Below are 23,385 nucleotides of genomic sequence, written 5' to 3'. Positions count from 1 at the left end.
CGCTTTTCTTTCTGCTGCCCTCGTTGATGGGGCGGCACTGCATGCCGTGGAAACATGAAAACGAACCCGAACGTCGTTGCCCTGCGCTGGGCGACGCTGCCGGCGCTGTGCGCCTGCGCCCTGTACACCGCACCGGCCCGCGCCGATGCCGCAGACCCCACCACCCTGGACACCGTGCGCGTGGTCGATACCCGCCATGGCGAACTGTCGGCCACCCCCAGCGCGGGCTCCGCGCTCGGCCTGAGCGTGCTGCAGACGCCGGCTGCGCTCACCGTCATCGACCGCGACCAGCTGGAACAGCGCGGCGACAGCAACCTCAACGATGCCATCAGCCGTGCCGGAGCCATCAGTGCGACGCCGCACCCGGGCAATGGCCTCAGTGCGCTGTCCAGCCGCGGCTTCACCGATGGCGCGTCGGTGATGCGCCTGTACGACGGCCTGCGCCAGTACGGCGGGGTGGGCGTCACCTTCCCGTTCGATACCTGGTCCATCGAGCGCATCGAAGTGCTGCGCGGTCCGGCCTCGGTCATCCATGGCGATGGTGCCATTGGCGGGGTCATCAACATCGTGCCGAAGAAGCCGTCGCGCGGTGCCATCGAGAACGAGATCAGCGTCACCGTGGGCAGCGAGGACACTGCGCGCCTGGGCTTTGGCAGCGGCGGCGCGCTGACGCCCGCGCTGGCCTACCACGTGGACGTGAGTGGCAACTACAGTGGCGGCTGGGTGGATCGTGGCCGCAACAACGATGCGACGTTCTCCGGTGCGCTGCTGTGGCAGCCGCGCACGGACCTGCAGCTGACCCTGACCCATGCGCAGGGCTACCAGCAGCCGATGCGCTACTTCGGTACGCCGCTGGTGGATGGCCGCCAGCTCGAAGCGCTGCGCCACCGCAACTTCAACGTGGCCGACAGCGAGATCCGTTTCCGCGACCGCTGGACCCAACTCGATGCACTGTGGACGCCGACCGCAAACGTGGAATGGCGCACGCGTGTCTACCAGATCGACAGCCAGCGCGATTGGCGCAATGCCGAGGCCTACGTCTACAACGACGCCACGGGGCTGATCGACCGCTCGGACAACACGCAGATCACCCACAACCAGGACCAGAGCGGGCTGACTTCCACGCTGCGCGTGCGGGGGCAGGTGGGCGGGCTGGCCAACCGTTTCGCGGTGGGCCTGGATGCCAACCGCGCGCACTTCAAGCACACCAACAACACCTACGCCGGCAGCTCCGGGCCGGTCGATCCGTTCCATCCAGTGCCGGGTGAATTCGCCAGCGATGCGCCCAACCTGCCGCGCTACCGCAACCGTGCCGAACAGTACGCGCTGTTTGCCGAAGACCACCTGACGCTGAGCGAACGCTGGTCGGTGCTGGGCGGGCTGCGCCATGACCGCGCGACCATCGATCGCACCGATCTGATCAGTGGCGCGGCAGCGTTCTCCAAGACTTACAGCAGCACGGGCTGGCGCGCGGGCACGGTGTTCGCGCTGCGCCCGACGTTGAGCCTGTACGCGCAGTATTCGCAGGCGGCCGATCCGGTCAGTGGGCTGCTGATGATCAGCCCGGCCAACGGTGCGTTCGATCTGGCCAAGGGCCGGCAGTTCGAAGTGGGCATGAAGCAGGCCTTCGACGGCGGTGAGTGGACGCTGGCGGCGTACCGCATACGCAAGACCGGGCTGCTCAGTCGTGATCCGCTGCAGCCCGATCGCCGCGTGCAGGTGGGTGCGCAGACTTCGCGCGGCATCGAGGCGTCGTTGAACTGGGCGTTCGCGCCGCACTGGTCGCTGGATGCGAATGCCACGGTCTTGAAGGCCGAATTCGAGGATTTCCTGGAAACTACCGGCTCGCCTGCAGTGGTGGTCTCGCGTGATGGCAACGTGCCGCCGAACGTGGCCGAGCGGATGGCGAACGTGTGGCTGAGCTGGCAGTTCCTGCCGGACTGGACCGTGGCCGGCGGCGCGCGCTATGTCGGCAAACGTTATGCGGACAACGCCAACACGCTGGAACTGCCGGGCTACAGCACCACCGATCTGGCCCTGACCTGGCAGGCGGCACCGCGTACCCGGGTAAGCGCGCGACTGTTCAACGTGTTCGACAAGGCGTACTACGCGACGGCGTACTACACCAGCACGCAGTGGCTGCTGGGCGCGGACCGCCGCGTCGAATTCACCCTCGACCATCGCTTTTGAGGATGTAGCTGATGTCGGTGCGATCCTCCGCCAAGCGTTGGACCTACCTGCTGCATCGATGGCTGGGCATCGGTGGCTGCCTGCTGATGCTGCTGTGGTTCGTCAGCGGCATGGTGATGCTGTTCATCGGTTACCCGAAGTTGACCCCGGGTGAGCGGCTGGCCGCGCTGCCGGTGCTTGATGCTGCGCAACCGCTGCAGGGACTGTCGATGCTGCCCGAGGCAGTGCAGACGGAACCGGAAAGCGTGGCGTTGACCACGCTGCGCGGTGAACCGGCCTACGTGGTGCGCAGCGGTGCCAACGTCGGCGCGTGGTCGGCTGCTACGGGCCACGCGCTGCTGCCGGTGTCCGCCCAGCGCGCCGAGCGGTCGGCGGCGGCGTTTGCCGGTGGCCCGGCGTTCCCGGGTGCCGTACGTGTAGACGAAGATCGCTGGACGCATTCGCGTGGGCTGGATGCACTTCGGCCGCTGTACCAGGTGGAGGTCGGTGGCCGCCAGCCGGGCAGTCTGTACGTTTCCTCGCGCACCGGTGAGGTGGTGCTGGATGCGCCGTACCACCAGCAGCGCTGGAACTATGTGGGCGCGTGGCTGCACTGGCTGTACTTCCTGCGCATGCAATCGGTGGACCCGGTGTGGACGTGGGTGGTGATCGTGCTGTCCGGGCTGTGCACGCTGGCGGCCCTCAGCGGCATCGTGGTGGGCGTGTGGCGCTGGCGCTTCCGTGGCCGTTACCGGTCGGGTGCGAAGACGCCGTACGTCGAGCCGTGGATGCGTTGGCACCATCTGCTCGGGCTGATGGCATCGGCGTTCGTCTTCACCTGGATCTTCAGTGGGCTGATGTCGATGAATCCGCTGCAGGTGTTCACTACGTCTGCGGGCGCGGTAGATGCCGCACGTTATCGCGGTGCCACGGTGTCGCTGGCGTCTACGCTGGCGCAGCCACAGGCCTTGCTGCATGCAGCGGCAGGGCAGCGCTTCGCCCCGGTTGAGATCCAATGGCGGCGCATCGGTGGCGAACTGTTCGCGGTGCTGCTGGACGGGCACGGCGATACGCGCATCGTTTCCCTCATGGACGGGCAGCTGCATCTTCAACGGCAGCTGCCTGTGGCAGGGCTGCAGCAGCGCGCACAGGCGATGAGCACGGCACCGCTGCGGACGTTCGCGATCCTGCACGCGCCGGATGCATTCTTCTATCCGCGCGCCCCCGAGGCGATGAACGGTGCGGCCGTGCGGCGCTTCCCGGTGGCGGTGGCCGACTTCGGCGACGCGCATGCCACGCGCGTCTACATTGATCTGGCCACCGGCGATCCGCTGTTGACCCTCGGCCACCGCGAGCGGGTGGGCCGCTGGTTGTTCTACTTCCTGCACAGCTGGGATCTGCCGGGCATGCTGCGGCAGGAGAACACGCGGCTGGCGGTGCTGCTGCTGTTGAGCGTGGTGGGCACCACGCTGTGCACTACGGCCGTGGTGATCGGCACGCGCCGGCTGCGGACGAAGGTGCGCCGTCGCCGCTCTACACCCGCAGCCAGCGCGTGGACACGGCCACCAGCAGCAGGGCGATCGCCACGCCGATGAAGGCGGCGACCAGGCCGAAATGGTTGGCGGCAAAGCCGATCAATGCCGGGCCGGCAAGGATGCCGGCAAAGCCCAGGGTGGACACGGCGGTGATGGCCAGCGCGCCGGGCATGCGCGTCTGGTGGCCAGCCAGTGAGAACAGGGCCGGTGCGATGTTGGCGCAGCCCAGGCCCACCAGCACGTAACCGAACAGCGATGCCTGCCACGGAGTGACGAGGGTGAGCACCAGCACGCCCGAAGCGGCGAGCAGGCCACCGGCGACGATGGCGCGCTCGCGGCCGATGCGTTCCACCAGGGCGTCGCCGAACAGGCGTGCAACCGTCATGGTCAGGGTGAAGGTGACATAGCCGATGCCGGCAAGGCGGGCGTCGACGTGGCGCACGTCGCTGAGGAATACCGCGCTCCAGTCCAGCATCGCGCCTTCCCCGAGGAAGGCGACGAAGGCCAGTACACCGATGAACAGCACGATGCCATGGGGCATGGCCAGCATCGGCGTGTCATGCGGCATTGGTTCGCTGTGCCAGAACGCCGCTGAGAGCAGCATCGCCAGCAGCATCGCCCCGACGCCGATCAGCACCGCTGCCAGCGAGGGCAGCTGTGCCGACAGCAGCAGCGTCATCATCGCTGCACCAAGGAAGCCGCCGATGCTGAAGAACGCGTGGAAGCCGGACATCATCACCCGGCGCGCTTCACGCTCGACCACCACGGCCTGCACGTTCATCGTGCAATCCATCGCGCCGACCGCCGCGCCGAACACAAACAGCACCAGGCCCAGCATCCAGGCCGAACCGGCCAGCGCCAGGCCGGGCACGGTCAGGCAGATCAGCAGCGTGCTGGCCACCATCACACGGCGGCAGCCCAGGCGCGCGGCAAGCACACCCGACAGCGGCATGGCCAGCAGCGAGCCCGCACCCAGGCACAGCAGCACCAGGCCCAGCGTGGCGTCGTTGATGCCGGTGCGCGCCTTTGCAAAGGGCACCAGGGTGGCCCACAGCGCGGTGGCAAAGCCGGGAATGAAGAATGCAGCGCGGGTCGCGTGCTGTTCGGCACGCGCGCGGTAGGTCTGGGACATGGGCAGTTCGATCAGGGAGGCGTGGGGTGCACGGCGATGCCGGCGGCGTGGAAGCGGGCAGCCAGCGCAGGCGGTGCCGAGGTGGTCAGCACCAGATCGTCGATCTCGTCCAGGCTGGCAATCTGCCATGTGCCGCGCGCACCGAGCTTCTCGCTGGTGGCCGCAACGATGACCCGGCTGCTGCACGCCACCATGGCGCGCTTCAGCGTGGCTTCTTCGGCATCCATGGCCCACACGCCGGTGTCGCCATCCACGGCGCAGGGACCGGGCAGGTAGACATCGGCACGCAGCCGCTGCACCTGGGCCAGTGCTTCGGCACCGACAGCCCCGCCGCCTGGGCCCAAGCGGCCCCCGATCAGCTGCACAGCCATGCCCTCGTGGTAGCTGGCCGCCGTGGCGATCTGCGGTGCGTTGGTGATGATCGTCAGTCCCAGCATGGCCGGCAGCTGCTGGGCGATGGCCAGATTGGTCGAGCCGGCATCCAGCAGGACCACCTGGCCGGGCTGCAGCAGGGCGCAGACGCGCGCCGCCAGTTCGGCTTTGTCGCCCTGGTCGCGGGTCAGCCGCTCACGCAGCGGCCGCTCCTTGGGTGGTGGCAGTACAGCCCCGCCGTAGACGCGCTGGCACAGGCCCTGGGCGGCGAGTTCGCGCAGGTCGCGGCGGATCGAGTCTTCAGACACGGCATAGCGACGTGCCAGCTCGGCGGCGATCACGCGGCCCTGCTGGCGCAGCTCCTCAAGGATCTGCACGGTGCGCTGGGCGGGAAGGGGGCTGGGGTCGGATTTCATGTGGCAAGTGTGCATGTTCGTGCATAAACGTGCAACAACGGGATCGGTTGCCGTTGTACACAGCTGCGCTGGACTGCCGGTGAACCTGCGTCGCTGCACGGGTTATCAAACCCGGTGGGCGACCGGCATCATGGCGGGGCCCTTGGCATGGAAAACCGAATGACCCCCACCGCTCACCGTGCGCTGCGCATCGCCGCCGACCAGTACACCGGCCAGAAAGTGGTCGACCAGCAGTTCCTCCACTGCGATTTCTCCGGCGCGGATCTCACCGCCACCGAGTTCGTGAACTGCAGCTTCTACGATGCCGAAAGCCGCACCGGCTGCCGCTTCAATGGCGCCACGCTGAAGGAGGCCAGTTTCCGCGGCTGTGACATCAGCATGTGTCACTTCAACTTCATCAAGGCGTTGGGCCTGGAGATCAGCGAATGCCGCGCGCAGGGCGCGGATTTCAGCAACGCCAGCTTCATGAACCAGATCACCACGCGCACCTGGTTCTGCAGCGCGTTCATCAAGAAATCCAACCTGCGCTATGCCAACTTCTCGCGGGTGACGCTGGAAAAATGCGAGTTGTGGGAAAACCGCTGGGACGGCGCGAACCTCAGTGGTGCCAGCTTTGCGGGTTCGGATCTGTCGGCGGGCCAGTTCGAGGGTATCGACTGGAGCAGTGCCAACTTCACCGATTGCGACCTGACCGGTTCGGAGCTGGGCGACCTGGACCTGCGTGTGGTGAACCTGCGCGGTGCACGGCTGGATGTGCAGCAGATGGCGCTGCTGATGCAGCGCATCGGCATTACCGTGGTGCCGTAGCGTCGAGCTTGCTCGACTGGCGCGCGAACAGCAGTCGAGCAAGCTCGACGCTACGCTGCGTACGCCACCCAGCCCTTGAAACTGAAGCCGGCGTAGAACAGTTCCACGCCTTCAAAGCCAGCCTGCTGCAGCAATGCCACCTCCTGCTCGGGTGACTGCAGCGGCAGTCGCTCTATCATGGCCTCGATGGTGCGCTGGGCATCGGCGTGCGCCACGCCGGAATGCTGGGCAAAGGCTACGTAGCGCTGCAGCCAGCGGCGCTTTCCGGCGTCATCGGCCGGGACGCTGCGGTGGGCCACCACCAGCGGGGCGCCCGGGCGCAGGCGCCGGTGCAGCTCGCGCAACGTGTGCAGCCGCTGCGCGGCATCGAGGAAGTGCAGTGTCAGCAGGCAACTGGCGCCATGCCAACGCACCTCGGGTGCATCGTCGATATAGCCTTCCAGCAGATCCACCTGGGCCATCAGCGGACCGAGTGTCTGCTCGGCCAACGCCAGCATCGGTGCGGCCGGGTCTATACCCAGCAGGCGCCAGCCCGGATGCGCCTCGGCGAAGGCCTTCAGCTCCAGGCCGCCACCGGCGCCCAGCACCACTACCTGGCCATCGTCGGGTACGTGCTCGGCCAGCAGCAGCTGGCTCATCTGCTGCAGGGCCAGGAAGCCCGGCACCTGCCGCAGCGGACCCTCGGCGTAGCGGGCGACGGCCTGCGGATCATGGAAGGTCGACATGGGGCGCACTCCGGTGGCAACGGTGACATTCCACTGTAGCGTGCCCGTCAAGGTGCTCCCCGCAACGGGTGTTGGATGCCCTCAGCGCAGCGCCCGCGCCAGCACCTGCCAGATGCGCGGGTCCTGGCACTGCGATACGTTGAAACGCAGATAGTCGGCCACGCGCTGCGACTGGCTGAACGCATTGCCCGGCGCCAGCACCACCCCTTCGTGCAGGCACTGCCTGGCCAGCGTGGCCGCGTCGCGGCCATCAGGCAGCTGGCACCACAGGAACAGCCCGGCCTCCGGTACCAGCCACGGTGTAATGCCCAGGCGCTGCACCTGCCGCAGGGTGTGTCTGCGGGCATCGGCCAGGCGTGTGCGGATGGCCTGCATGTGGCGGCGGTAGCCGCTGTCGGTCAGCGCGATCTGCATCAGCTGCGCGGCCAGGTGGCCGCCGCCGAAGCTGGTGGCCAGTTTCAGGTCGACCAGCGCGTCGATCCAGTCGCCGCGTGCGGCGATGTAGCCGCAGCGCGAAGCGGCCGAGACGGTCTTGGAGAAACTGCCGACATGGATCACCCGCGACAGCCCATCCAGCGCCGCCAGGCGTGGGGCAGGCCGAAGCTCGAAGTCGGCGAAGATATCGTCTTCGACGATGGTCAGTCCGCTGCGTTCGGCCAACCCCAGCAGGCGATGCGCCGTGGTCGCCGACAGCACCGCGCCGGTCGGGTTGTGCAGGCCGGAATTGGTGATGTACAGCCGCGGCGCGTGCGCCTGAAGCGCTGCGGCGAAGGCATCCAGGTCCGGTCCGCTGTGTGTATGGGGCACGCCGATGGTCTGTACCTGGTGCGCCTTCAGCAGTGCGTGGTAGTTGAAGTAGCCGGGATCGTCGACCAGCACGCTGTCGCCAGGCTTGAGCAGCAGGCGGCAGACCAGGTCCACCGCGTGCGTGCCCGATTCGGCCAGCATCAGCTGGTCCAAGGGCACCTCGATGCCCAGGCCGGCCGCGCGCCGTTGCAGCGACTGGCGCAGTGCCGGCAGGCCGAGCGGACTGGAATAGTCGGTCAGTGCCGATGGCTCGGCTCGCGCCATGCGGCGCAGGCCGCGACGCAGGCCGTCCTGGTAGAGCCACTCACCCGGCATCCAGCCGCAGCCGGGCTTGAGGTGCGCGGCCGGTGTTTCCAGCGATTGCCGCGACACCCACAGCGGATCCACCACGCGGTCCAGGCGCGGCTCGATGGCCGCCAGGGCCAACGGCGGCAGCGGGCCGGACACGTAGAAGCCCGAGCCGGCGCGGGCGGTGATCACCCCCTCGGCCACCAACCGTTCGTAGGCCTCGACCACGGTGGAGACCGAAACCCCCATGGCGGCGGCCTGTGCGCGCACCGAAGGCAGACGCGTGCCGGGGCCATCCTGGCGTGCAGTGATACGGGTGCGGACCGCGTGGATGACGCTGTCGATGCGACTGGGCGAGCGGGACATGGGGGCGACTGTGTGGGAAGTGTGACCAGTACAGTTACTTGCAACTGTACTGGATTGTAGCTGGGTGCCAGCCGGCGGCAATGGCTCAATGGCGGCCCGGGCCCGGTGTGGCCCCAGGTCATGGAGATGCGCGTGGAGCGGTCGGCACGTGGGTGGATCAATGGCTTCATCGGTGTGGTGATCTTCGCCGGCTCATTGCCGGCCACGCGGCTGGCGGTGCTGGAGCTGGACGCCGGCTTCGTCACTGCTGCCCGCGCCAGCATCGCCGCCGTGCTCGGCCTGGCCCTGCTGCTGGCATTTCGGCAGCCGCGGCCGGCACGCGCGGACCTGCCCGGCCTGGTGATGGTCAGCCTGGGCGTGGTGGTCGGGTTTCCGCTGCTGACCGCGTTGGCCCTGCGCCATGCGTCATCCGCACACACCATCGTCTTCGTCGGCCTGCTGCCACTCAGTACCGCCTTGTTCGGCGTGCTGCGCGGCGGTGAGCGCCCACGCCCGGCGTTCTGGCTGTTCTCGCTGCTGGGCAGCGCCTGCGTGGTCGGCTACGCGGCACGCAGCGGCATCGAGGCGTCGTTGCAGGCGGATCTGCTGATGCTGGCGGCGATCGTGGTGTGCGGGCTGGGTTACGCCGAAGGCGGGCGCCTGGCCCGCCATCTGGGCGGCTGGCAGGTGATCAGCTGGGCGCTGCTGCTGGCCCTGCCGGTGATGCTGCCGCTGGCCGTGCTGATGCGCCCGGCTTCGCTGGCCACCGTGGGCGCATCGGCCTGGTGGGCGCTGGGCTATGTGGCGGTGTTCAGCATGCTGGTCGGCTTCCTGTTCTGGTACCGCGGGCTGGCCGAGGGCGGCATCGCGGCGGTGGGGCAGCTGCAGCTGCTGCAGCCGTTCTTCGGCCTGGCGCTGGCAGCATTGCTGCTGCACGAAACGGTCAGCGCCGGCATGCTGCTGGTGACGTTGGCGGCGGTGGGATGCGTGGCCGGGGCACGCCGCTTCAGCCGCTGAAGTCGTGCGTTTTCGCTCCACGCGTTGCATCGGCAATAATGCGGTCTCTGCCCAGGCACGGATCGTGATGTAGATGACGGCTAACGGATCGCCCGCCGACGAGGGTGCCACCACGCTGTTGCGGCGCTGGAGCACGGGCAACGATCTGTCGGCCCGCGACCGGCTGCTGCAGATGCTGTACGCGCAGCTGCGTGGCATGGCGGCGGCGCGCCTGAGCGGCGATGTTCCGGGCCTGCTGCAGCCGACCATGCTGGTGAACGAGGCGTTGATGCGCATGCTCGACCCCGCAACGGCTTACAACGACCGCGTGCATTTCCTGGCCCTGGCGGCATTGAAGATGCGCAGCGTGATGGTGGACCATGCGCGCGCGATGGGCGCGGCCAAGCGCGGTGGCGATCAGTTGCATCTCACCCTGGGCCACGCCGACCGCGAAAGCGCGGATGACCAGGGTGCGGTGGATGTGCTGGCTCTGGACGCCGCCCTGCTGGCTCTGGCCGAAGTTGATGCGCGCGCCAGCAGCACGGTCGAGTGGATGTATTTCGGCGGCATGCGCCGCGAGGAAATCGCCGCGGCCCAGGGCGTTTCGGTACCGACTGTCGATCGCGACCTGCGCTTTGCCAAAGCGTGGCTCAAGCGCTACCTGGGCGAGCTGTCGTCGGAAGGCGCGGGGCGATGAACGAGGCGGTGGACTGGGCCGCGGTCCGCGCGCTGTTTGATTCGGTCTGCGAACTGCCCGAGCCACAGTGGGAAGCGCAGTTGCATGCGCTGACCAGCGACGCCGCCGTGGTGCACGAGACGCTGGCGCTGCTGCGTGCGCAGACCCAGGCACTGGGCGGCATGCAGCATTCGATTGATACCGTGCTTGCCTCGCTGGATGCCGATGGCGCCCAGGTAGGCGAGCTGATCGGGCCGTGGCGGCTGGTGCGCCTGCTCGCGGCCGGCGGCATGGGCCGGGTGTTCCTGGCCGAGCGCGCCGACCAGCTCTACCGCCGCCAGGTGGCGATCAAGGTCATGCGGCGCAGTTTCGATCCAGCATTGGCGCAGCGGCTGCAGGCCGAGAGCCAGATCCTGGCCGACCTGCAGCATCCCAACATCGCTCGCCTGTACGACGTGGGGCGGGCAGCAGCCGACCAGCCCTACCTGGTGATGGAGTTCATCGACGGGCAGCGCCTGGATGAAGCCTGCGGCGCGGCGGACATCACCCTGGCGCGGGTGCTGGGCCTGTTCTGCAAGGTCTGCCGCGCGGTGCAGGCTGCCCATGCACAAGGCGTGATCCACTGTGACATCAAGCCGGCCAATGTGCTGGTGCGCAGCGATGACGATCCGGTGCTGCTGGATTTCGGCATCTCGCGGTTGCTGGACGATGGTGGCAACGAGGCCGGTGCCTATGCCACGCCGCGTTACACCAGCCCGGAACGACGATCGGGCCGGCCGGCGGCCGTAGCCGATGACATCTACAGCCTCGGGGTGATGCTTGATGAGCTGCTGGCGCTGGGCAGCCCCGCAGTGCGCCGGCATGCCGACCTGATGGCGGTGGCGGCACGCGCACGCGCGCCGGTGGCGGCGGACCGCTATGCATCGGTGGATGCGCTGGCCGAGGACGTGGTCCGCTTCCAGCAGCACCGCCCGGTGCGGGCGCGGCGGCCGGGCCGGTTGCAGCGGGCGCGCCTGTTCCTGCGCCGGCAGTGGCGGGCCACGGCCGTGGTGGTCTGCGTGCTGGTGGCAGCGGTCGGCTTCGTGCAGCGCATCGGCGAAGCACGTGCGCGCGCCGAAGAGAATGCGGCGGCAGCGGCGAGCATCGCCGATGTACTGGTGGCGGCCTTTGATTCGGCCGAGCCGGGCATCCGTGGCGACCGCCCGATGACCGCGCGCGAGGTACTTGATCTGGGCGCACTGCGTATCCAGCAGGATCTTTCCGCATCGCCGCTGGTACGCGCACGGTTGCAGGCTGCGCTCGGCCGCGCCTACCGCAACCTCGGGCAGCCGCGCGAGGGCGGCGCGCTGCTGCAGGGGGCAGTGCAGGGGCTGCGCCAGGCAGGGGCCCCGGCACACGAGATCGCCGCGGTGGAAGCTGCCCTGGCGCTGCTGCAGGTGGAGGACGGCCGACAGGATGCCGCCCTGCAGGGGGCGCGGCGCGGGCTGGCCCTGCTTGCCAGGGACGAGGACATCGGCGTGCACATCGACCTGCTCAATGTGGTGGGCCGCGCCCATGCCAGCCGCGAGCACTTCGATGACGCCAGCGCCGCGTATGCCCAAGCGCTGGCCCTGGCACGGCGGGGCAGGGGCGCGGTGTACGACGGCGGGCTGATGACCACCCTGTCCAACCTGGGCACGCTGTACCGTTCGCAGGGCAAGCTGTCGCTGTCGGAGGAGACGCTGCGCGAAGCGGCCGCCATCGGTGGCGAGACATCGCCGCAGCACGGGCCCGCCCGCCTGCGCGTGCTGCGTTCGCTGGTCTACACGCTGCTGGCGCAGGGGCGTGCCGATGAGGCGATGCAGCTGGCCGAGCAGACCTTCGTCATCACCCGCCAGCTGTTCGGCGTCGACAGCAGCTATACGGCCGCGGCCGAAGCGGCGCTGGCCGGCCAGTATCTCGATCTTGGCCGTTACGGCGAATCGCAGCAGCACTTCGATGCGGCCATCGCCACCAGCGAACGCGTGGATGGCGCCGACAGCCTGGCCTACGCCGGCATCCTCTACGGCCGGGCGATCATGGAGGAAGCGCGCGGTGATCTTGCGGCAGCCGAGCAGGGCTACCGGCAGACGCTGGACCTGCACCAGCGCCTGCTGGGCACGCAGAACCCCCGCAGCCTGGACGTGCAGATGGTGCTGGCACGCCTGCTGATGCGCGCCGACCGTACCGCCGAGGCCGAGCCGCTGCTGCGCGAGGTCGGCACGGTGTGGCGGCGCACCCTGGCCGCCGATTCGCAGCAGCGGGTGACCCTGGAGCTGGTGGAACTGGAATGGCTGACCCGCGCCGGACGCCTGGCGCAGGCACGCCAGGCGCTGGCTGCGTTTGATCGCCAGCATCCCACGCCGGTCCCCAGCCTGGCGCTGCGCCAGCAGATGCAGGCCGCGCTGCTGGCCCAGCGCGGCGGCGCCGCGGATGCGGCCGACCGCTGGGCCACGGTGGTGGGCACGTTCGAGCGCTTCTATGGCGCCGATTCCACCGCCACGGCGAAATGGCGCATCCCGTATGCGGAGAGCCTGCTCACCGCCGGCAAGGCGGGCGCTGCCGAGGCACAACTGCAGCGCGCCAGGCCGCAGCTGGCCGGCCTGTCGCCGCATTCGGAATTCCTGCTGCGGGCGGCCGCTCTGGAACGGGCGCTGACCAGCCATCGCCACGTGGCCGGGGCGCGATAGGTTCCGTCGGATTTCCCCGGTTGTTCCATGGCAGGCATCCGCACTGCATGGGCACAGGGGAAGGCAACATGGACAACGAACAACAGGGCGACCGCCCGGCAATGCGCGGCAGCGGTGGCTGGCTGCAACGGTTCAACAAGGCCTATGGCAAGGCGCGCGAGTGGCACTGCTCGCGCCTGCGGGCGTCGATCGTCGGCGTGCGGTTTGCGGTGTGGCGTGACAGCGGGCGCTTTACCTCGCATGGGGGCTGGCGCGTGTCACGCATCAGCTACGGTGACCAGGACGCCTGAGTGGATGGCCGATACGCAACGGCTATCGTGCGCACGGGCAATCGGTATTGGCCGCGATGCGGCTGCATCGCCCATGCTGCGGCGGATGAAACCGTCTCCCCTTTCCTTCAGCGGCCAGGTCGGCCTGGTGACCGGCGCCGCCGGCGGCCTCGGCCTGGCCTACAGCCGCCTGCTGGCACAGCGCGGCGCGCACGTGGTGATGCACGACGTTGGCGCCAGTGTGGATGGCCGCGGCAGCGATCCCTGTCGCATCGGCGATGCCGTCGCCGCGCTGCAGGCGCAGGGCCTTTCCGTGGAAGCGGCCTCGGGCGCGATCGATGAACGCTCGTGCTGCCACGCGCTGGTGCGCGAACTGCTGCAGCGGCATGGCCGCATCGATTTCCTGGTGCACAACGCGGGCTGGGTCGCCTACGAGCCGCTTGAAGCGGTGGATGATGACGCGCTGGAGCAGATGCTGCGCATTGCCGCCAAGACGCCGCTGTGGCTGGCCCAGGCCGCCTGGCCATCGATGCGCCAGGCCGGAGGTGGCCGCATCGTGGTGACCACCTCCGACCGCGCGCTGTACCCGCAGTACGCGCAGAAGGGGCTGGCCGGTTACGCGATGGCCAAGATGGCCGCGCTGGGCCTGGTCAACGTGCTGGCCCTGGAAGGTGCTGAGCACGGCATCGTGGTCAACGCGGTTTCGCCGGTGGCCAAGACCCGCATGTGGGGCATCGAAGGCGAACCCGACGAGCTGCACCCGGATGCGGTGGCCAATGGCGTGGCCTTCCTTGCATCGGTGCGCTGCCGCGATGGCGGCTGGGTGCTGCGTGCCAGCAACGGGCAGTTCCATGCCCTGCGCCTGCAGGACGCCGAGCACGTGGCCTATCCGCGCGACCTCCGTGGGGTGGCGGCCGACAGCATCGAATCGGTCGCACTGCAATGGCCGGTGATCGCCCGGCCGAGTGTCGACGCGCGCGGCTGAGCGCGTACCCTAGGCAGCTCTCCCGCTTCGCGTGCCGACATGATCGATCTGCGCCTGCTCCGCCAGTTCGTGGCGGTGGCCGAAGAACTGCACTTCCATCGCGCCGCCGCGCGCCTGCACATGTCGCAGCCGCCGCTGACGGCCGCGATGCGGCGGCTGGAAGAGGACATCGGTACGCGCCTGATCGCACGCGGCAACCGCACGCTGGGCCTGACCGCGGCCGGCCAGACCCTGCTGGTGGAAGCACGTGCCACCCTGCAGCAGGCCGAGCAGGCGCTGCGGCGCACCCGTGAGGCGGCAGCGGGACAGACCGGCAGCCTGCGCGTTGGCTACGTCGGCAGTGCGCTGTATGGACGCCTGCCGGGGTTGATCCGGCGCTTCCGTCAGGCATTTCCGCAGGTGCAGCTGCACCTGCAGGAAGCCACCTCACGCCAGCAGCAGCAATGGCTGCGCGAGGAGCGCATTGACCTGGGCGTGCTGATTCCGCCCATTCCCTCCGCCGATCTGACGTTGCAGCGCTTCGACCATGACCGACTGGCCATTGCACTGCCGCGCACGCATGCGTTGGCGCAGCAGCAGGTGACCGTGGCGATGCTGGCCGACGAGGCGTTCGTGTCCTGGCCTGCGGGCGAGGGCATCGGCTTCCATGCCCAGGTGCTGGGCGTGTGCACGGCGGCGGGCTTCACCCCGCGCGTGGTGCAGGAAGCGCAGGGCATGCACGCGGTGCTGTCACTGGTGGCGGTGGACGCGGGCGTGGCGATCGTGCCGGCCAGCATGGCCAGCTTCCGGCCGGAAGAAGTGGTGTATCGCCTGATAGACGGCGCCGAGGCCGGTTTCCAGCTGCAGTTCTGCACGCGCCCGGAAACTGCCGGGCCGGTGCTGCAGCACTTCATGGCGATGGCGGCCCACGAAGGCATGTCGTGATCGACATCGCGATACGTTTTTGCGGGTGCGTTCGCGCCTGAAAACAGGCGTGCTGTTCCTCGAAACGCAGCAGCAAGGGCACTGCGTGGCAAGGGTTTCAGCACCTCAGAACGGCGAACCGTAGATTCCTGATCAAAGACTGCGGACAAGCCCTACAGCCACCGCCGGCACACGCGGTCAGCATCCCTTCGCCGGTTGCGATGACCGGCTGGGATTGGCGTCCCACAGACAACTCTGGTGCGCATCCGGGAAATGTCCAGGGAGGGCGTTTTCTGGAATGCGTAACCCGCTGGTCCGTGGCGGGTGATGCGTGGGGATCCGCACGATCCGCCGGTCAGTCCCAGAGTTGCCGGTACGCCAACCCGCATCGCCCGCCGCCCATCCGTGCATCTGCGTGGGTGTGAGGGCCGCAGCTCCGCCCAGGCGGAGCGCACCTCATCTGGGGAGTGGCGGCGGGCGGTGCATTTCTTTGCAACCATTACGCCTGGAACAGGTGTTCGACCAGGTAGTCGATGAACACCCGCAGCCGCGCGCTCGGTTGCCGGTTGCCTGGCCATACCAGCGAGAACTGGCCGTGCTGGCGCGGCAAGCCAGGCAGCACTTCCTGCAGCCGGCCATCGGCCAGCGCCGTGGCGACAAGAAAATCGGGCATCCAGCCCACGCCCATGCCACCGATGGTGGCCGAGAGCAGGGCTTCCATGTTGTTGCAGGTCATGCAGGTGGTCATGCCGATGGCCGCATCCACGTCACCGGCCAGGTTCCACGGCTGCAGCTTGCCGCTGCTGGGGAAGCGGAACCGTATCGCCGCCAGACGCTGCAGGTCCGCCAGCCGCTCGGGTGTGCCCTGCGCCTGCAGGTACTGCGGTGAGGCGCACATGAGGAAGCGGAAGGTACCCAGCCGACGCGCGACCAGGCTGGAGTCGGCCAGGGTGCCGCTGCGGATCACCGCATCCAGCCCCTCGTTGACCACATCCACCAGGCGATCGTTGAAATCCAGTTCCAGCTGCACCAGCGGATAGCGTTGCTGGAAGGCGGGCAGCACTGGCAGCAGGAAGTGATAGCCGATGATGGGCAGCCCGATGCGCAGCAGGCCGCGCGGAGCGTGCTGCCGGTGGGCAAGATCAGCCTGTGCATCGGACAGCTCGTCCAGCGCACGGCGGCAGCGCTGCAGCAGCAGTTCGCCTTCGTCGGTCAGGTGCAGGCGGCGGGTGGTGCGGTGGAACAGGCGGGCGCCGAGATCCTGTTCCAGCCGTGCGATGCGCTTGCCGACCGCCGAGGCGGTGAGGCCCAACGTGCGGGCGGCACCGACGATGCTGCCCGTTTCGGCGGTACGGACAAAGGCGAGCAGGGCGGAAATCGAATCCATGGCGGGATGATTGCGGAACAAAGGGACGTAATCAACGGCCCTGGAGCGTGTTTTTCCCGCAGGACGATCCGCTCATCATCGCGGCCCTTCGTCCAAGGAGGACCGTATGACCTCTCGTTCCACTCCGGCGTCTTCGCCCGCTGGCCACGCCGCACTGCTGGCCGTCTGCCTGGCGGCACTCGCCCTGCCGCTGGCTTTTTCCGCCGGGGCCATCGTCGTGCCCTCGCTGGGCCTGGAACACGGCGCTTCACCGCAGGCCCTGGCCTGGGTGACCAACGCCTTCATGCTGACTTTTGGTGGCCTGCTGCTGGCCGCTGGTGCGCTGGCCGACCGGTTCGGCCGACGCCGCGTGTTCCTGGCCGGTACAGCCGCCTTCGCCGCCGCCACGGCCTGCGTCTGCCTGGCGCCCGATCTGCTCTGGCTGGACATCGCGCGTGGCCTGCAGGGCATGGCCGCCGCTGCTGCGCTGGCCGCAGGTACGGCTGCCCTGGCCGAGGCCTGGCAGGGGCCGGGCCGGGCACGCGCGTTCGCCCTGCTTGGCACCACCTTTGGTGCTGGGCTGGCACTGGGGCCGCTGCTGGCCGGGGCACTGCTGCAGCTGGGCGGCTGGCGCAGCGTATTCGCCACCAGTGGTGTGTTGGCGTTGCTCGCCTGTCTGCTCGGCGCGCGCGTGCTGCGTGAAAGTCACGGCGAGCGCGTGCGACTCGATGCAGCAGGCATGGTGGTTTTCAGTCTGATGTTGGCCAGTCTGACGCTGGCACTGCTGTGGCTGGGTGAGCACGGCATGGGCGCGCTGCGCGTGCAGGGGGCGTTCGCCATCTGCGTGCTGCTGGCGTGCGTGTTCGTCGGGATCGAACGACGCCAGGCCACGCCGCTGCTGGATCTCTCGTTGTTCTCGCAGCGCGCCTTCCTGGGCGTGCAACTGCTGCCGGTGGCCACCTGTTTCGGCTACGTGGTGCTGCTGGTGGTGCTGCCATTGCAGCTGCTGGGTGTGCAGGGGCAGGGGACAGGCATCGTTGGCCTGCAGATGCTGGCGCTGTCGGCGCCGCTGCTGGTGCTGCCGCTGTTGGTGGCGCGCTGGGCGCAGCATGTCGGCAGCACACTGCTGTGCACGGTGGGGCTGATGCTGTGTGCGCTGGGCCTGTGGTGGCTGTCAAGGCACGCGGCCACGCCGGTGCCGATGCAGTGGATGGCCCCGTTGCTGCTGATCGGTGCGGGGGCCGCCCTGCCGTGGGGCCTGATGGACGGCCTGTCGGTCAGCGTGGTGCCGGTGCAGCGCGCGGGCATGGCGGCCGGGATGTTCGGTACGGTGCGCGTGGCCGGTGAAGGCATTGCCCTGGCGGCGGTGACGGCGCTGCTGGCCGGGCTGATCGGACGGCATCTGCCAGCGACCTGGCCGCACGCCACAGCATCGGCATCGATGTATCTGGCCACCGGTGATCTGCACAGCGCACAGCGGTGGCTGCCGCAGGCGACGGCGGCCGGGTTGCAGCAGGCCTGTGGCCAGGCCCTGGCCGCGCTGCTGCGCGTGTTGTCCGTGCTGACGCTGGGGTGCGCGCTGCTGCTGCAGCTGTTGCTGGGCCGTACGGCGCGGCTGCAGCACCACCTTGCTGACAGCGCATGAGCTGTCGGCACGGGGTGTGCGCGGTGTCATCCAGGTGTCGTGGCGGGATCACGCGGCCTATGCCGGCCCGCGCCTAGAGTCGATCATCCCCGTCCCCCACGGAGATCTGCCATGTGGCTGCTTGATCATCTCTGGCCCAGCCGCCGTCCGTTGCCGCCGCCGATGGCCGTCGAACCGCCGCTGCCGCCGCGCAGGCCCTGGTTGAAGCGTCCCGCACGGGCAGGCCGCAGCGGCATGGCCCCGTGGCAGAAGATCGCCCCGGCGGCGCGCCGCACGCGGCATCAGGGCGTGCGGTCGGCTGGGTGATTGACCCCGTCGTTGACCGGGATGACGCCAAGCGCAAAGGGATCGATGCCTTCCAGGCAGGCGACGTTGTAGCCGTACTGGTCCGGGTTGGAGCGGCGCCGGTGATGGGTGTAGATGCCGCAGATGCCGCAGAAGTAGTGCTCGGCCACGTGGGTGTTGAACTGGTACAGGCGAAGATGGTCATGGCCGCGCACCAGCTGCAGCCCCTGCCGGCTGACACTGGCGGCGATGGCACCGCGGCGGCGGCACATGGAACAGTCGCAGCGGCGCGGCTCGACGATGCCGTCGGGCAGGTCCAGCAGCAGTTCTATGGCCCCGCAATGGCAGGTGGCGCGATGCCGGGGCTGTACGGCGACGCCGGCTACGGAGGTGATTCCCATCGCGGTTTCCGGGTGTGATGACCCGCCCAGTATGCGCCCGGCGTGCGGGCCCGGGGACCATTGCTGAATGCGCCGGTGGTGCCAGCGTCAGCTGGCTTGTGGCTAACTATGCCGCCCCCCGCTCGCGACAGGATGCCCGTGAAAGCCGCAGGACGTTGGATGACAGGATGTGCCATGGCGCTGCTGGCGCTGTGGGTTGCCGGTCTGTTCGCCTACCAGTTGCCGGGTCCCGGCTGGCTGTCGGCGGGCGTGGCCGCGCTGTGGCTGCTGGCAGCGCTGTACGCGGCCTGGACGGTGGCGCGCGGCAGGCGCAGCCGTCGCTGGAACGGTTTCTACCTCGCCTCGGTCGTGCTGGCAGGCGCGTGGTGGCTGCTGCTGACCCCGCGCCAGGACCGTGACTGGGCCGACGACGTTGCCCAGCGCCTGCATGTGGCCTATTTCGACGGACGCCATGTGGTGCTGGACAACGTGCGTGACTTCACCTGGCGCACGGAAACCGATTACGACGCGCGCTGGGTGCGCCGCGAATACGACCTGGACCAGCTGCGCTCGGCCGATCTGGTGCTGTCCTACTGGATGGGCCCGGCCATTGCCCACACCCTGGTCTCGTTCGGTTTCGACGATGGCCGCCACCTGGTGTTCTCGCTGGAGATACGCAAGGAACAGGGCGAATCGTTCTCGGCGCTGGGTGGCTTCTTCCGTCGCTTCGAGATGACCCTGGTCGCTTCGGAAGAGACCGACATCCTGCGCACGCGCACCAATGCCCGTGGCGAGGATGTCTACCTGTACCGCCTGCATGGGCTGGACCGCGGCCAGCTGAAGGCGCTGTTCGCCGCCTACCTCGATGAGGCGAAGCAGCTGGACGCTGCGCCGGCGTTCTACAACACCGCCACCAGCAACTGCACCACGATCGTGTTCGACCTGGCCCGGCATATCGCCCCCGGCCTGCCGCTGGACTATCGCCTGCTGCTGTCCGGCTATCTGGCAGAGTATGCACAGGAGGTTGGTGCATTGATGCCCGGTGTGCCGTATGCCGAGCTGCACGCCAAGGGCCGCATCACCCAGCGCGCGCTGCACATGGCACCGGGCGAGAACTATTCCACCGTCATCCGCTGCGGTATTCCCGGCACCGGGCAGGACCCGCAGCAATGACCCTCGATTTCCCGATCCGCTGGCAGCGCGTGCTGCCGGCGCTGCTGGCTGCGTTCGTTCTGCTGGGTGGCAGCGGCTGTGCCATGGTCACCGTCAAGCAGGTCGCGTCCAGCGATTCGCTGGTGAACAAGCGTGCCGACGTGCTCAATACCGGCAAGCTCAGCCCGGCCTCGCGCGAGACGCTCAGTGCCGCCGGTCTGGACGAATCGCAGTGCGAGAAAGACTTCCTGGTCTGCCGCAGCACGCTGCTGATGACCGATGACCTCAACGTCGAGCAGCGGTTGTCGACGCTGTCCGAGCTGTGGGTGAAGACCGCGCTGGCACTGACCCCGAAGAAGCACGCCGTCGGCGAGCCACCGATGAGCGACGCCGCGCTCGATGCGTGGCTGGAAGCGGCGCGTTACGGCTATGCGTATCTGTTCTTCAGTGGCCGCTCGCCCTCGGACCGCGCGTTCGAGGACCGGCAGACGCAGGTGCGCGATTACTACAACTACGCAGCGGAAAAGGCTGCCGTGGTGCTGTTCGCGCGGGCCCGTGCGGCGGCGCTGGCCGGCGAGGATTACACCCAGCCGATGTCCGCCGGCAGCTGGACGCTGGCGGCGAACTACCAGCAACTGGCGCTGAAAAGCATCCCCTCGCAGCTGGTGCCGGCCGGCACGGTCAGCTTTGTCGGCCTGCGCAGCACCTACCGCCGCGATGGCTTCGGTGCCGAACTGGTGATGATGATGGACCGGCCGAAACTGGTGGTGCCGGTGGTGGCGGCCGATGGCCCCAAGGCCGAAACCGGCCAGGTTGCGGACGAGGCTGCACGTGGTGGTCGTCATCGTCGAGGCGACGGCGTGCCCGGGTTCAGCGAGATGTCCGCGATCAATGTCACCGCACTGCTGCGCTTCCAGGGTGAGACCTTGGACGATGTGATGCGCACGCGGCGGGTCGAGCTGGATGCGTACTCGCCGGAAGCGACCGAGCGCATCACCCTGCATGGCGAACACGTGCCGCTGGCCGGCAACTTCACCGCGGCCTACGGCCTGTGGCTGGCACAGAGCGGCTTCGCCACGCAGTCGCTGCGCACGTTGTTTGGGCTGAGCGAGGGCATCGGCGAGCCGCACATCTACCTGATGCAGCCGTGGGACCCGAACCGCCGCATCATCTTCATGCTGCACGGGCTGGCCAGCAGCCCGGAGGCCTGGGTGAACCTGGCCAACGAGATCATGGGCGACCCCGAGCTGCGCCGGCAGTTCCAGGTGTGGCAGGTCTATTACCCGACCAATGCGCCCATCGCCTTGAACCGCTACGAGATCGCCAACGCCTTCAACGACACGTTGAAGCACTTCGACCCCAGCGGAAACACGCGCGCGTCGAAGGACATGGTCTACATCGGCCACAGCATGGGCGGTGTGCTGGCGCGGCTGCTGGTCAGCGATTCGGGCGATGTGCTGTGGAACGATCTGCTGGCCAGCTATGACCTGAAGGGCGAGCGCCTGAAGCGCGTGCAGAGCAAGCTGGGACCGCTGCTGCATTTCAAAGCGCAGCCGAACGTGGAGCGCGCGATCTTCATCGCCGCCCCGCACCAGGGCACCGATATCGCCGGCAACAAGGTCGGCCGCCTGATCGGCCGCCTGGTGCGCCTGCCGCTGACCATCCTGGGCAAGTTCGAGGATGTGTTCCTGGCGCTGGCGCAGGCCGAGCAGCAGGTGGATGGCACCGCCAAGCCGAAGATCCCCAACAGCATCGACAACCTCAAGGCCAGCGACCCGTTCGTGAAGGCCGCCGCGCAGCTGCCGATCGAGCCGGGCCTGAAGTACCACTCGATCATCGCCCAGCGCAAACCGGAACTGCCGCTGGAGAAATCCGACGATGGCCTGGTGCCGTACTGGAGCGCGCACCTGACCGGTGCGCAGTCGGAAAAGGTGATCATCTCCGGGCACAGCGTGCAGGAAAGCCCGCAGGCGGTGCTGGAAGTGCGGCGCATCCTGCACCGGGACATTGATGAGGTGGGGGCCGATATCCGACCCCAGACAGCCACTACACCCGCCGCGCCACCACCGCGCCCAGCACCGCCAGGCCCACCGTGATTGCCAGGCACAACACATAACCGGTGTGCGGTGCCTGTTCGACGAACAGCGCGAACAGCGCCCCTGACAACGCCAGCGCGGTGGCCACGCACAGGGCCTCGCTCAGCTGCAGCGCCGAACTGTTGCGGCCCTGTTCCTGCGGCGCGGACAGTGACAGCGTGAGCACCGACAGGCTGGCGTAGATCATGCCCATGCCGAATCCGGTGACGGTCCAGCCGAGCAGCGCGACGGGCAGCGGCACCGCATTGAACAGCACGGCCAGGGTGGCGGTGATGCCGAGGGTCATCAGCACCGTGCCCACGCGCAGCAGCTGCTGCCGCGACCAGCCGCGCTGCTGGTGGCCCTGCAGCCACGAGCCGCTGAACCAGCCCAGCGCCCCCAGGCTGAGCACGGCGCCGGCCCAGCTCGGTGACAAGCCGCGCTCGCGCTGCAGCAGCAGGGGCAGGTAGGCTTCGCAGGCGAAGAACGCTGCCGCCGCCACGCCACGCAGCGCAATCACGCTGGGCAGGCCACGGCGCAGGCGCAGCGTGCCCGCAGGCAACAGGCGGTGCCCGCACAGCAGCAGGCCGAGCACCGCCACGCCCATGCAGGCCAGCGCCAGCACGCCCTGCTGCTGGCCGCCGAAATACAGCAGCAGCGCAGCCAGGGATGCACCGATGGCCCAGCGCACGACATCGCCGCTGCTGTCCTCGTCGCAGGTTTCAACGGGCGCTTGCCGCGCCAGCGCCGGCCGCAGCATCAACGCTGCCGGGATCGCCAGCAGCGGCACGATCAGGAACACCCAGCGCCAGCCCAGGTGCTGCACGATCAGGCCGCTCAGCGCCGGCCCGACCATCGACGGCACCACCCACCCGGCCGAAAATGCAGCGAACACCTTCGGCCGCAGCGCCTCGGGATAGTTGCGGCCGACCATCACATACAGCGCCACCGAGATCGCGCCGCTGCCCAAGCCCTGCAGCAGGCGTCCGGCCACCAGCGTGCCCATGCGCGTGGCCAGGCCGGCCAGCAGCAGGCCCAGCACGAAGCAGGCCAGTCCCCACCACAACGGGCGGGCCGGTCCGCTGCGGTCGGTCCATCGCCCGGCCACGGTCATGCCCACCACGCTGGTGGCCAGCGTGCCGCCGAAGGCCAGCGCGTACAGGCGCAGTCCATCCAGCGCCTCGGCCACGGTGGGCATGGCAGCGGCCACGGCCAGCGCTTCGAAGGCGAGCAGGGCGACCAGTACGACCATGCCGATGGTGGTACTGCGGTGGGCGGGGGAGAGGATGGAATCGTGCGCCGGAGTTGCCGTCGCCGGTGCTGCGCTGGGGGTGTTCATGCGGGGAAGA

General features: G+C 68.6%; 19 protein-coding genes. 12 read left to right on the top strand and 7 right to left on the bottom strand.

The window, feature by feature from the left end; translation table 11 throughout:
* Positions 1 to 54: 54 nt before the first annotated feature.
* Both VER16_RS14690 and VER16_RS14685 read left to right on the top strand, forming a co-directional pair.
* Entirely contained in the window at positions 55 to 2,190 is a 2,136-nt protein-coding gene (locus tag VER16_RS14690) for a TonB-dependent receptor (RefSeq protein WP_324809378.1), read from the top strand.
* A gap of 11 nt (positions 2,191 to 2,201) precedes the next feature.
* Positions 2,202 to 3,764: a PepSY-associated TM helix domain-containing protein gene (locus VER16_RS14685; RefSeq protein ID WP_324809376.1), complete on the top strand. Its 1,563-nt coding sequence runs from the start codon at positions 2,202 to 2,204 to the stop codon at positions 3,762 to 3,764.
* Here the strand turns inward: VER16_RS14685 and VER16_RS14680 are convergent.
* Positions 3,703 to 4,836 carry an MFS transporter gene (locus VER16_RS14680; RefSeq protein ID WP_324809374.1) on the bottom strand — a complete coding sequence of 378 codons (1,134 nt, stop codon included), beginning with the start codon at positions 4,834 to 4,836 and terminating at the stop codon, positions 3,703 to 3,705. The genes VER16_RS14685 and VER16_RS14680 overlap by 62 nt on opposite strands.
* An 11-nt stretch (positions 4,837 to 4,847) precedes the next feature.
* On the bottom strand, positions 4,848 to 5,624 hold the full coding sequence (locus tag VER16_RS14675) for a DeoR/GlpR family DNA-binding transcription regulator (RefSeq protein ID WP_324809372.1): 777 nt from the start codon (positions 5,622 to 5,624) through the stop codon (positions 4,848 to 4,850).
* Positions 5,625 to 5,783: 159 nt separating this feature from the next.
* Here VER16_RS14675 and smqnr point away from each other — a divergent pair, with 159 nt between their 5' ends.
* A complete protein-coding gene (gene smqnr / locus VER16_RS14670) occupies positions 5,784 to 6,431 on the top strand; it encodes a SmQnr family pentapeptide repeat protein (protein ID WP_324809370.1) in 648 nt (215 codons plus the stop codon).
* Positions 6,432 to 6,481: 50 nt separating this feature from the next.
* Here the strand turns inward: smqnr and VER16_RS14665 are convergent, their stop codons facing one another.
* Positions 6,482 to 7,156 carry a class I SAM-dependent methyltransferase gene (locus tag VER16_RS14665; RefSeq protein ID WP_324809368.1) on the bottom strand — a complete coding sequence of 225 codons (675 nt, stop codon included), beginning with the start codon at positions 7,154 to 7,156 and terminating at the stop codon, positions 6,482 to 6,484.
* Positions 7,157 to 7,237: 81 nt separating this feature from the next.
* Positions 7,238 to 8,617, bottom strand: coding sequence for a PLP-dependent aminotransferase family protein (locus VER16_RS14660; RefSeq protein WP_324809366.1), 1,380 nt, complete (start codon positions 8,615 to 8,617; stop codon positions 7,238 to 7,240).
* 132 nt (positions 8,618 to 8,749) lie between these two features.
* Between VER16_RS14660 and VER16_RS14655 the strand changes: the two genes are divergently transcribed.
* The 6 genes from VER16_RS14655 to VER16_RS14630 all read left to right on the top strand — a co-directional run bounded on the left by VER16_RS14655 (position 8,750) and on the right by VER16_RS14630 (position 15,154).
* A complete protein-coding gene (locus tag VER16_RS14655; RefSeq protein WP_324809364.1) occupies positions 8,750 to 9,613 on the top strand; it encodes a DMT family transporter in 864 nt (287 codons plus the stop codon).
* Positions 9,614 to 9,686: 73 nt separating this feature from the next.
* Positions 9,687 to 10,289 carry an ECF-type sigma factor gene (locus VER16_RS14650; RefSeq protein ID WP_324809362.1) on the top strand — a complete coding sequence of 201 codons (603 nt, stop codon included), beginning with the start codon at positions 9,687 to 9,689 and terminating at the stop codon, positions 10,287 to 10,289.
* Complete coding sequence (locus VER16_RS14645) at positions 10,286 to 12,976, top strand: serine/threonine-protein kinase (protein ID WP_324809359.1); 2,691 nt, start codon at positions 10,286 to 10,288, stop codon at positions 12,974 to 12,976. Before VER16_RS14650 ends, VER16_RS14645 begins: the two co-directional genes overlap by 4 nt.
* Before the next feature lie 68 nt (positions 12,977 to 13,044).
* Positions 13,045 to 13,266 (top strand): hypothetical protein, encoded by a 222-nt coding sequence (locus VER16_RS14640; RefSeq protein WP_324809356.1) that lies wholly within the window; start codon positions 13,045 to 13,047, stop codon positions 13,264 to 13,266.
* Between the two features lie 85 nt (positions 13,267 to 13,351).
* Positions 13,352 to 14,230, top strand: coding sequence for an SDR family oxidoreductase (locus tag VER16_RS14635; RefSeq protein WP_324809354.1), 879 nt, complete (start codon positions 13,352 to 13,354; stop codon positions 14,228 to 14,230).
* A 39-nt stretch (positions 14,231 to 14,269) separates the two neighbouring features.
* Positions 14,270 to 15,154, top strand: a complete 885-nt coding sequence (locus VER16_RS14630; protein ID WP_324809352.1) for a LysR family transcriptional regulator — start codon at positions 14,270 to 14,272, stop codon at positions 15,152 to 15,154.
* Positions 15,155 to 15,632: 478 nt separating this feature from the next.
* Here VER16_RS14630 and VER16_RS14625 read toward each other — a convergent pair whose 3' ends face one another.
* Complete coding sequence (locus tag VER16_RS14625; RefSeq protein ID WP_324809350.1) at positions 15,633 to 16,520, bottom strand: LysR family transcriptional regulator; 888 nt, start codon at positions 16,518 to 16,520, stop codon at positions 15,633 to 15,635.
* 106 nt (positions 16,521 to 16,626) lie between these two features.
* Between VER16_RS14625 and VER16_RS14620 the strand changes: the two genes are divergently transcribed.
* Entirely contained in the window at positions 16,627 to 18,144 is a 1,518-nt protein-coding gene (locus VER16_RS14620; protein WP_324809348.1) for an MFS transporter, read from the top strand.
* A 281-nt stretch (positions 18,145 to 18,425) separates the two neighbouring features.
* Here VER16_RS14620 and VER16_RS14615 read toward each other — a convergent pair whose 3' ends face one another.
* Entirely contained in the window at positions 18,426 to 18,830 is a 405-nt protein-coding gene (locus tag VER16_RS14615) for a GFA family protein (protein WP_324809346.1), read from the bottom strand.
* A gap of 174 nt (positions 18,831 to 19,004) precedes the next feature.
* On the opposite strand from VER16_RS14615, the gene VER16_RS14610 reads away from it, so the two are divergent.
* On the top strand, positions 19,005 to 19,982 hold the full coding sequence (locus tag VER16_RS14610) for a DUF4105 domain-containing protein (protein ID WP_324809344.1): 978 nt from the start codon (positions 19,005 to 19,007) through the stop codon (positions 19,980 to 19,982).
* Complete coding sequence (locus VER16_RS14605; RefSeq protein WP_324809342.1) at positions 19,979 to 22,057, top strand: alpha/beta hydrolase; 2,079 nt, start codon at positions 19,979 to 19,981, stop codon at positions 22,055 to 22,057. Before VER16_RS14610 ends, VER16_RS14605 begins: the two co-directional genes overlap by 4 nt.
* On the opposite strand, the gene VER16_RS14600 is transcribed toward VER16_RS14605, so the two are convergent.
* Positions 22,008 to 23,375 carry an MFS transporter gene (locus VER16_RS14600; RefSeq protein WP_324809340.1) on the bottom strand — a complete coding sequence of 456 codons (1,368 nt, stop codon included), beginning with the start codon at positions 23,373 to 23,375 and terminating at the stop codon, positions 22,008 to 22,010. The genes VER16_RS14605 and VER16_RS14600 overlap by 50 nt on opposite strands.
* Between the last annotated feature and the right edge of the window lie 10 nt (positions 23,376 to 23,385).

Source organism: Stenotrophomonas sp. (assembly GCF_035634915.1).
Lineage (GTDB): Bacteria > Pseudomonadota > Gammaproteobacteria > Xanthomonadales > Xanthomonadaceae > Stenotrophomonas.
The sequence above is the reverse complement of the archived record's forward strand: the minus strand, read 5'-3'. Positions and strand labels throughout refer to the sequence as shown.